Below are 9639 nucleotides of genomic sequence, written 5' to 3'. Positions count from 1 at the left end.
TGTTCGGCCCGGTCATTCAGCCGTTTCCCGCGAAACGTCCCTTTTTCGGGCGGTGATGGGCCAGCCTTCGCTTTCGCGAATTTGCGTGGCCGACAGCGAGCTGACCGGCCCCTCCAGAAAGCAGAGCGCGGGGGGCTGCGCCGTGGCGAGGCGGCGGGCATCGCCGGTATCGAGGGTCGCCTGCCGCAGCGCCTGCGCCGCGGGCGAGAGGCGGGCCTTCAGCGTATAGCCGGGTCGCGGATAGATCGCGATAGGGATCATGCGCGTCAGCTCTTTCCAGCGGTACCAGCGCGGCAGCTGGATCATGTTGTCGGCGCCCATCAGCCAGACGAAATGCACATCCGGGTGGAGGGTGACGAGCGAGGCGATGGTATCGACCGTGTAGCGGGTTTCCAGGCGGCGTTCGATATCGGTGACGCAGATGCGCGGATCGTGCGCCATGGCGCGCGCGGAGGCCAGGCGCTCGGCGAGCGGCGCCATGCCCATTTCGGGTTTCAGCGGGTTGCCGGGCGAGACCAGCCACCAGATGCGGTCGAGGCCGAGGGCGCGCATCGCCATGCGCGAGACCAGCAGATGCGCCTCATGGGCGGGGTTGAAGGAGCCGCCCAGCAGCCCGACGCGCAGGCCCGGCGTCAGCATTTCGTTTCGCCTGTCGTCGCCTGCGCCGGGCGGGGTGATCTCGCTTGTCATCTGCGATCAGGGCCGGGTCTGGCCGTCGCCGCGCACCAGATATTTGAAGCTGGTGAGCTGTTCGAGCCCCACGGGGCCGCGCGCATGGAAGCGGCCCGTCGCGATGCCGATTTCCGCGCCCATGCCGAACTCGCCGCCATCGGCGAATTGCGTCGAGGCGTTGTGCAGCAGGATGGCGCTGTCGATATCGTGGAAGAAACGCCCTGCCGTCTCGGCATTGTTCGTCACGATGCATTCGGTGTGATGCGAGCCATAGCGCTCGATATGGTCGATGGCGCCTTTGACGCCGTCCACCAGCTTCACCGAAATGATGTTGTCGAGATATTCGGTGGACCAGTCCGCTTCCGTGGCGGGCTTCAGCTGTTTGGCGGCGAGGTGGATTTCGCCGTCGACGCGCACTTCGCAGCCTTCCGCGATCAGTGCCTCCACGATGGGCGCCAGATGGGTGTCCGCGCAGGCGCGGTCCACCAGCAGCGTTTCCGCCGCGCCGCAAATGCCGGTACGGCGCAGCTTGGCGTTCAGCACGATGTTGATTGCCATGTCGAGCTCCGCGTCGCGGTCGACATAGACATGGCAGATGCCTTCCAGATGCGCGAAGACGGGCACGCGCGCCTCTTCCTGCACGCGGGCGACGAGGCTCTTGCCGCCGCGCGGCACGATGACGTCGATATTACCGTTGAGGCCGCGCAGCATTTCGCCCACGCAGTCGCGATCCTGCACGGGGACGAGCTGGATGGCGTCTTCGGGCAGGCCGGCGGCCTGCAAGCCTTCGACAAGCGAGGCGTGGATGGCGTGGTTAGAGCGCACCGCTTCGGAGCCGCCGCGCAGGATGGCGGCATTGCCCGCCTTCATGGCGAGCGCGCCGGCATCCGCCGTCACATTGGGGCGGCTTTCATAGATGATGCCGATAACGCCGAGCGGGGTGCGGATGCGCTGGATGTGAAGCCCGTTGGGCCGGTCCCATTCGGCAATCGTCGTGCCAACCGGGTCGTGCAGGGCGGCGATGTCTTCCAGCGCCTTGGCGATGGCTTCCACGCGCTCGTCGGTCAGGGTTAGCCGGTCCACCAGCGCGCCGGAGAGGCCACGATCCTCGGCGGCCTTCAGGTCGGCGGCGTTGGCTTCCAGAATGTCGCCCGCATTGGCGCGAATGCACATGGCGGCGGAAAGAAGCGCGGCATCCTTCTGCTTGGTCGTTGCACGGGCAAGGGTGCGGGCGGCTTCGCGCGCGCGCTCGCCGATACCGGTCATCAGGGCGGGAATGTCGGCGTGGTCGCCTTTCATCTTCACGATCGTCACGGCTCTAAACCTTTGAACCCGTTGGTTTTCATCTCAATCGGCCCGTCAAACTAACGCAGAGCGGGCGGGTGGCCAAATCGGCTAATCCGTGCTTCCCGGACGTTTCAGCACCAGATCGTCGCGATGGATCATTTCCGCGCGGCCCGAATAGCCCAGCAACTCTTCGATCTCATGGCTCGAATGGCCGATGATTTCGCGCGCATCGCGGCTGGAATAGGCGCTGAGGCCGACGGCGATTTCATGACCGGCGTTGTCGCAAACGCTCACGGCGTCGCCCCGGTCGAACTCGCCTTCGATGCGGGTAATGCCCGCCGGGAGAAGGCTGCGCCCGCGTTCCAGCGCGGCCACGGCGCCGTCGTCGATGACGAGGCTGCCAAGCGCCTTCAGCGTGCCGGAGATCCAGCGTTTGCGGGCGGCGCGGGGGCTGGCATGGGCGGCAAACCAGGTGCAGCGCGCTTTTCCTTCACGCAGGGTGCGCAAGGGATGGTCCATGCGGCCATTGGCGATCAGCATATGGCTGCCGCCCTCGGTGGCGATGCGGGCGGCGGCGACTTTCGTTTTCATGCCGCCGCGGGAAAACTCGCTTGCCGCGTCGCCGGCCATGGCTTCGATGTCGGGCGTGATGGCGGGCACTTCGGCGATATGGTCCGCGCCCGGTGTGCCGGGCTGCGCGGTGTAAAGCCCGTCCACATCCGACAGCAGGATGAGCAGGTCGGCGGAGATCATGGCGGCGACGCGGGCGGCGAGGCGGTCATTGTCGCCATAGCGGATTTCGGTGGTCGCCACTGTGTCGTTTTCATTGACGACGGGCACCGCGCCCATGCGCAGAAGCGTGTTCATGGTGGAGCGCGCATTCAGATAGCGGCGGCGTTCTTCCGTCTCGCTCAGCGTGAGCAGGATCTGGGCGCAGGACAATCCGTGACCGGAGAGAATTTCCTGATAGGCATGGGCGAGCGAGATCTGCCCGACCGCGGCGGCGGCCTGGCTTTCCTCCAGTTTAAGCTTGCCGGAGGGCAGTTTCAGTGCGTGGCGGCCGAGTGCGATGGAGCCCGACGAGACGATCAGCACTTCCTGTCCCGCATGGCGCATGGCGGCGAGATCGTCGATCAGCGCTGCCAGCCATTTCCGGTTCAGCTTGCCGGTCGTGCTTTCGGTGAGGAGCGAGGAGCCGATCTTCACCACGACGCGCTGGGCGGTTTCGAGGCGTCGTGCGATCAAGGATGCCACCCCTCGTCTTCGCCGCTGGCATTTGCGGCTTCCCGTTCGGCCTTTTCCGCCGCGCGGGCCGCGTCCACCAGGTCGGCGACCATGTGCAGGATCTTGTCGACGCCCTCGCCGGACACGCCGGAAATGATCTGGACCTTGCTGCCGCTTGCCTCTTCAAGAGCTTTGCGCTTTTCCTCGCGGTCTTCGGGCAGCAGGGCGTCGGCCTTGTTGAGGCAGAGGATTTCGGGTTTCTCCGTCAGGCCTGCGCCATAGGCGTCGAGTTCCTCGCGGATGACGCGATAGGCCTCCGCCACGTCGTCGCTGGTCCCGTCCACGAGGTGGATCAGCGCGCCGCAGCGCTCCACATGGCCCAGAAACCGGTCGCCGAGCCCCACGCCTTCATGCGCACCCTCGATGAGGCCGGGAATGTCGGCCAGCACGAAGCTGCGCGCCTCCACCCTCACCACACCGAGATTGGGGTGGATGGTGGTGAAGGGATAATCGGCGATCTTCGGCTTGGCCGCGCTTACCGCGGCAAGGAAGGTCGATTTGCCCGCATTGGGCAGGCCGACGAGCCCGGCATCGGCGATGAGCTTCAGCCGCAGGATAATCGTCTTTTCGATGCCTTCCTGGCCGGGATTGGCGCGGCGGGGGGCCTGGTTCACCGAGCTTTTGAAATAGGCATTGCCGAAGCCGCCATTGCCGCCGCGCGCGATGACGATGCGCTGGCCGACTTTCGTCAGGTCGGCGATCAGCGTTTCGCCGTCTTCCTCGAAGACCTGCGTGCCGACGGGCACTTTCAGCACCACATCGGCGCCGCGATGGCCGGTGCGGTTGCGCCCCATGCCGTGCATGCCGGTCTTGCCCTTGAAGTGCTGGCGGTAGCGGTAATCGATTAGCGTGTTGAGGCCGTCGACGCATTCGACCACCACATCGCCGCCCTTGCCGCCGTCGCCGCCGTCCGGGCCGCCATATTCGATGAACTTCTCGCGCCGGAAGCTGACGGAGCCCGCCCCGCCGTCGCCGGAGCGGATAAAGACACGGGCTTGATCGAGAAACTTCATCTTTGTGCCTTCGGAGCAATTCCAGGAAAAGTGGATACCGGTTTTCCGCCTGGAATTGCGAAAAATAAAAATCCGGGGCGGGCAGCGCCTCCCGGGAGGCGCTGAACCGCTCTAGGCGGCGTTCCGGCCGACCTTTGCCTCTTGCTTGAGGACCATGCGCAGCGCATGGACATGCTCGTTGCGGGCCAGCGACCAGCGTTTTTCTTCGCCAGTATAGCGGAAGCCCAGCTTGGTCAGTACACGGCCCGAGGCGTGATTGTCGGCGAAATGGCCGGAAATCAGCGTCCCGGCGCCGAAACGGGCGGCGGCTTCGTTCAGCACGGCGTGCGTCGCTTCTGTCGCGTACCCCTTATTCCAGAACGGTTCGCCGACCCAGTAGCCGATCTCGTTCGTGCCGTCGGCATGGGCCTGAACGCCGCAGGTGCCGATGAAGCCGTCCTCATGCGTGATCGCATAGACGAATTCGGCGCCCTCGGCGCGATCCGTCGCCTGTCTGGCGATCCAGTCCCGAGCCATTGCCCGTGTATAGGGGAAGGGCATGCGCGTGAGCATCCGGGCCACGTCCCAATTGTTGGCGAGTTCCGCGAGTCTTTCCACGTCGCTCTCGCCCATGGGCCGCAAGATGAGCCGTTCCGTCTTCAACTGTTCCAGCATCGGGTTTCTCCTCCTCCGCTCCCCGCCGGGGAGAGCGCATAGAAAAAGGGAGATGGCGACCCATCTCCCTCTTTGAAACCCTGGATGGACGCCACCGGCGAGGTGGCATCCTCGCCCTTGTCAGTCAGCCGCTTTCGGCATGTCCGCCGGTACGACGGACACATAGGCGCGGCCACCCTTGCGGGTGCGGAAGGCGACGACGCCTTCGGACTTCGCGAAAATCGTGTGGTCCTTGCCCATGCCGACATTCTCACCCGGGTGCCACTGCGTGCCACGCTGGCGGATGATGATGTTGCCGGGAATGACCTGCTCGCCGCCGAACTTCTTGACGCCGAGACGACGGCCGGCACTGTCGCGACCGTTGCGGGATGAACCGCCTGCCTTTTTATGAGCCATTGTGTCTGCTCCTTGCTGCCGTTCAGCCGGCGATGCCGGTGATCTTCAGGACGGTGAGGTCCTGACGATGGCCGTTCTTGCGGCGCGAGTTCTGACGGCGGCGCTTCTTGAAAATCGTGATCTTGGGACCGCGGGCCTGCTCGACCACCTCGGCGGTGACCTTGGCACCGTCCACAAGCGGGGAGCCCAGCTTGGTCTCGCCTTCGCCGCCAACCATCAGGACCTCGGCCAGTTCGACCGTGGCGCCGGGCTCGGCATCGAGCTTTTCGACCTGCAGGACGTCGTCTTTTGCGACTTTATACTGTTTGCCGCCGGTCCGGATGACTGCGAACATCGGAATACCACCATGTAAACGAAAAAGGCCGGGCAGGCGCTCAAGGAGCGTCCCGGGCCGAATTGGCGGGGAATATACAGGCCGGCCCTTATGTGTCAACCCGAAGACGGGCTGAATCCGGCCCGGTTGGCCGGGAAATCCCGCCCGGAGCGGGTTACCGGTCCCGTCGACCCCAGAGCGGGCTTGCCGTCCGCCAGGCGCAGAGCCCCAGAAAATAGAGGGAGGCCGCCGTCCAGAGGCCGAAAACCCCGGGAAACGCGTTGGCCGGCGCCGTGGCGGCGGGGGTCGCGGCCACCAGCCATAGGGTGAGCGCGGCCCAGAGCGCCGTCACGGCCAGCGTCAGGGGCCTCAACATCGCCACCCGGAAGGGATGGACGAACTTCGCCGGGATGAAGGTGAGGAGCCCCAGAAGGGCGATGATGACGAGATTGGTCCAGGGGCCCGTCGCGGCCAGCCAGAAACAGAGCACGACGAGGTTCCAGGTCGCGGGGAAGCCGGAGAAATAATTGTCCCAGGTCTTCATTTCGCGGTTGCCGAAGCAATAGAGCGCACTCGTCATGATCCAGCCGGCGGCGGGGATCTCCCAGCCCGGCGGCACCAGGCCGAAGCGATAGATCATGAGGGCGGGGATCACCGCATAGGTCAGGTAATCGATCACATGGTCGAGAATCGCCCCGTCGAAGCGCGGCGCGAACTCGGTGACGCGCAGCTTGCGCGCCATCGGGCCGTCGAAGCCGTCGATGAGGAGGGAGACGCCGAGCCAGATCAGCGTCATACGCGGATCGCCCGCGATGAGGGCGGCAATGGCCAGCAGCGCGGCGATGACGCCCGACGCGGTAAAGGCGTGGACGGCCCAGGCCGCGGCCACACGGGCCTTGTTCGTCCCTTTCGGGTTTTCAGCTGCGTTGTCGTTCCTGTCCATCCGCCCCTCCGCCATGGGCGCCAGTGTAGCAGGCCGGACGCCATCTCCACAGGCATGTCCGCAGGCATGTAACGATAGTGCAATGCGGGGTTGTGCGGCAGGGCATCCCCGGTCTACATTCCGCGCCGTTTCCCGGATCGTGGCGGTTTCGTCACATCCGCAGCTGCGTCTGGAGAGGTGGCTGAGTGGTTGAAAGCGCCGCACTCGAAATGCGGTATAGGGGTAACTCTATCGGGGGTTCGAATCCCTCCCTCTCCGCCAGACTTTCGAGGACCGCTCTTCAGGGCGCCTGCTCCTTGCTCCCGTCCGTTTCGAATTTCCGCTCCAGTTCGGCCACGCGCATGGCAAGCGCGCCATAGGCGGCGGGCGACCGCGGGGCGCAATTCCTCGACCTCACCCGGCGGCATCGGAAATACGCAAGTCGTTCCAGCGCTTCATCGGTTGCGTGAGGCGCGCTCTCTCATGCGTTTCTTCGCATGTTTTATTTTTCGTCTTATCTTCCGGATAAAGAATAATTCCCGTGTGTGACCGTTGCGACCGGCGTTTATGAAGGCCGGATTGATGAACAGACGGGCGCCCCTCCCTACGACCTGGTTGTGGAGAGTGACATGTTCGCAGATTTCGTCTCCGGCAGCGTCCAGGCCGATATATTCTGCGTCTTCGAAAAGGGCCCTTTTGTAGATAGCCAGCCCGCCAAAGGCCGAATCGACTTCAATCCAGTCGGCATTCTTCGGAATGGTGATCATTCGGGCATGTACGCTGGCAAAAAGATTTCTCTCCCTGCGCTTTGAATATTTGTTCAGAAAATCATACTGCGCCCAACAATCGTTTGGCGACCAGTCGGGGTGCCGTAAGGCCCATATGTCGTAATAGGGTCCGTCCGGGTTCGCAAAACACGCATCCCATTCGTCATGCGTCCAGCAGCTCTCAACTCCCTCCGCGGAAATTTTCGTGTTCAGCCCATCCATGTCCGCGACGACGACATAATCGACATCCAGATAGATCGAGTTTTCGCGGATTTCCTTTACATAGACATTTCGGCAATGGGCCAGCCGCGCCGTTCGCTTGGGCTGTTCGTCTCTCAACCTGCCCAGGCTCACATATCTGAGATTTTCGAACGTCCCGGAGATCTTTTCGAGTTCAACGACCGTGTCGTCATCGCTGTCGGATTCGATGAACAGAAAATGCAGCGCCTTGCTGCCCCCAAGCGCGTCGCTGAGCCTCTCGACTTCGCGCCTTATGCTTTTGGCGCCATTCCTTACCAGCCCAACGCAGAGAAAAACGCTCTCGGCCATCGTCTTGTGCCCGGGAAAGCCGCTAGCCTGATTCATTTTCTGCACTCTTGGCGCCTGTTATCAGCCTTGAGGTTGAAACCTTATCCCCCTTCGAAGGACAAGCAAATCTCGTCGCCGGAAGCCTTGTTCGGCCTATCCAGCGCACGTGGATAGCGGCAGGCCCCCTTTGACGGACCGGGATCGGCACTGAAACTGATTTCGAGCGCGGCGGGCAAAAGCGATGCATCCAGCGGAGAATAATTGTTCGCGTGGATATGTACGATCTGGAGGTTCAGCCTTTCCAGGAACGAGCCGATTTCCTCCAGATGCTGACCGCAATCGTGAAACTCGATGGCCATTCCCGTTATTCTGTTTTGAACGTCCAGTATCTCGTCGAGTATCTCGTACTCGCTTCCTTCAATATCTATTTTGAGAAATATTTTCTGCGAGGCGGTGCTGTCGAAAATTTCCTTGATGGAAACCTGATGCTCGCCCTTCTCCCGGCCAACGAATTTCTCGATATGCCGACGGTGCCCTTTAAAGAAGTTCGTGTAAGAGAAGTATGTCTTCCACGCTCTTTTTGTCAGTGACGGTTTGTCGACGACCCGGCGAAGTTCCTTGATCGCTCGCCACAGAAACTGGCGACCGTTGATTGATCCGTCATATGCGAGAACGGGAACATCATTCTTCTGTGTAAAGTCGGTTTCAAAGGACCAGTCGTCATTGATGCCCAGACCGATCAGAAAATCCGCTTCCTGAACATCCTTTCCGCATATGACATAGCCGCCATCATAATCCCGTCCGAGACGAATCAAGTCGCCGACTTCGTCATGCCGGAAAATGCCGGGAAGTTTTGCCGTGATCATTTCCACACCATGACATTCAAAAAGACTATGACGGTCGACTTGCGGGCCTTTCTCCGGCCAGCGTGACAAGTCGATATTTCCCGGCTGGAGCGTGCAGGCGGCGCGGGCCGGCTATGCGCTCATATGTGACTCTGTGTACATGAGCGCCCGGCTATCGGTCAACGCAGCGTCAGCTTTGCATCAGGCCTTGTCCGCCGGTTTCAGTGACGACAGAAGGTCCATCGGCAGCGGGAACATGATGGTGTTGGTCTTGTCGCCTGCGATGTCGTGCAGCGCGGCGAAATAGCGAAGCTGCATTGCGGCGGGCTCGGTTGCGAGCTGGCGGCCTGCCTCGACGAGCTTCTCGGCGGCTTGCTGTTCGCCTTCCGCATTGATGATCTTGGCGCGGCGATAGCGTTCGGCTTCGGCCTGGCGGGCGATGGCGCGGATCATGCTCTCGTCGATATCGACATGCTTGATCTCGACATTGGCGACCTTGATGCCCCAGGCGTCGGTCTGTTCGTCGAGGATCGCCTGCACATCGGCATTGAGCTTGTCGCGTTCGGCGAGCATTTCGTCGAGCTCGTGTTTGCCGAGCACGGAGCGCAGCGTGGTCTGGGCAAGCTGGCTGACCGCCGCCATGTAATCCTCGACATTCAGGATCGCCTTGTTCGGCTCCAGGATGCGGTAATAGAGGACCGCGTTCACCTTCACCGACACGTTGTCGCGCGAGATCACATCCTGGCTCGGTACGTCCACCACGAAGGTGCGCAGGTCGGTCCGCACCATTTGCTGGATGACGGGGATCAGGATCATGAAGCCGGGGCCGGCGACGCGCGTATAGCGTCCGAGCGTGAAGACGACGCCGCGCTCATATTCGCGCAGGATGCGGATCGCCGAGGCGAGGAAGATCACCAAGGCAAAAAGGATGAAGGCGATGAATGCGAAGTTCATGGGG

At 62.5% G+C, this 9639-nt stretch carries 11 protein-coding genes and 1 tRNA gene; 1 reads left to right on the top strand and 11 read right to left on the bottom strand.

What is annotated here, in order from left to right:
* Positions 1-12 precede the first annotated feature (12 nt).
* From CMI59_RS12925 to CMI59_RS12890, 8 genes are all read right to left on the bottom strand, one after another.
* Entirely contained in the window at positions 13-690 is a 678-nt protein-coding gene (locus tag CMI59_RS12925) for a nicotinate-nucleotide adenylyltransferase (protein WP_293328653.1), read from the bottom strand.
* 6 nt (positions 691-696) lie between these two features.
* Entirely contained in the window at positions 697-1971 is a 1275-nt protein-coding gene (locus tag CMI59_RS12920; RefSeq protein ID WP_293328655.1) for a glutamate-5-semialdehyde dehydrogenase, read from the bottom strand.
* 96 nt (positions 1972-2067) lie between these two features.
* Positions 2068-3204 carry a glutamate 5-kinase gene (gene proB / locus CMI59_RS12915; RefSeq protein WP_293328654.1) on the bottom strand — a complete coding sequence of 379 codons (1137 nt, stop codon included), beginning with the start codon at positions 3202-3204 and terminating at the stop codon, positions 2068-2070.
* Positions 3201-4256 (bottom strand): GTPase ObgE, encoded by a 1056-nt coding sequence (gene obgE / locus CMI59_RS12910; RefSeq protein WP_293328652.1) that lies wholly within the window; start codon positions 4254-4256, stop codon positions 3201-3203. The genes proB and obgE overlap by 4 nt, the downstream gene beginning before the upstream one ends.
* 111 nt (positions 4257-4367) lie before the next feature.
* Positions 4368-4910, bottom strand: a complete 543-nt coding sequence (locus CMI59_RS12905) for a GNAT family N-acetyltransferase (protein WP_293328651.1) — start codon at positions 4908-4910, stop codon at positions 4368-4370.
* A 120-nt stretch (positions 4911-5030) separates the two neighbouring features.
* Positions 5031-5306 carry a 50S ribosomal protein L27 gene (rpmA, locus tag CMI59_RS12900; protein ID WP_167093010.1) on the bottom strand — a complete coding sequence of 92 codons (276 nt, stop codon included), beginning with the start codon at positions 5304-5306 and terminating at the stop codon, positions 5031-5033.
* Between the two features lie 22 nt (positions 5307-5328).
* Positions 5329-5640 carry a 50S ribosomal protein L21 gene (rplU, locus tag CMI59_RS12895; RefSeq protein WP_167093012.1) on the bottom strand — a complete coding sequence of 104 codons (312 nt, stop codon included), beginning with the start codon at positions 5638-5640 and terminating at the stop codon, positions 5329-5331.
* Between the two features lie 154 nt (positions 5641-5794).
* Positions 5795-6562, bottom strand: coding sequence for a CDP-alcohol phosphatidyltransferase family protein (locus tag CMI59_RS12890; protein ID WP_293328650.1), 768 nt, complete (start codon positions 6560-6562; stop codon positions 5795-5797).
* Positions 6563-6733: 171 nt separating this feature from the next.
* Here CMI59_RS12890 and CMI59_RS12885 point away from each other — a divergent pair.
* Positions 6734-6823, top strand: a tRNA-Ser gene (locus CMI59_RS12885).
* 173 nt (positions 6824-6996) lie between these two features.
* Here the strand turns inward: CMI59_RS12885 and CMI59_RS12880 are convergent.
* From CMI59_RS12880 to CMI59_RS12870, 3 genes are all read right to left on the bottom strand, one after another.
* The gene (locus CMI59_RS12880) at positions 6997-7662 is read right to left on the bottom strand and encodes a hypothetical protein (RefSeq protein WP_293328649.1); all 666 of its coding nucleotides are present in this window, start codon (positions 7660-7662) and stop codon (positions 6997-6999) included.
* Positions 7663-7937: 275 nt separating this feature from the next.
* Positions 7938-8771, bottom strand: a complete 834-nt coding sequence (locus tag CMI59_RS12875) for an FkbM family methyltransferase (RefSeq protein ID WP_293328648.1) — start codon at positions 8769-8771, stop codon at positions 7938-7940.
* Between the two features lie 111 nt (positions 8772-8882).
* Positions 8883-9635, bottom strand: a complete 753-nt coding sequence (locus CMI59_RS12870) for a slipin family protein (protein ID WP_293328647.1) — start codon at positions 9633-9635, stop codon at positions 8883-8885.
* Between the last annotated feature and the right edge of the window lie 4 nt (positions 9636-9639).

It is taken from the genome of Parvibaculum sp. (assembly GCF_002684405.1).
Classification (GTDB): domain Bacteria; phylum Pseudomonadota; class Alphaproteobacteria; order Parvibaculales; family Parvibaculaceae; genus Parvibaculum.
The sequence above is the reverse complement of the archived record's forward strand: the minus strand, read 5'-3'. Positions and strand labels throughout refer to the sequence as shown.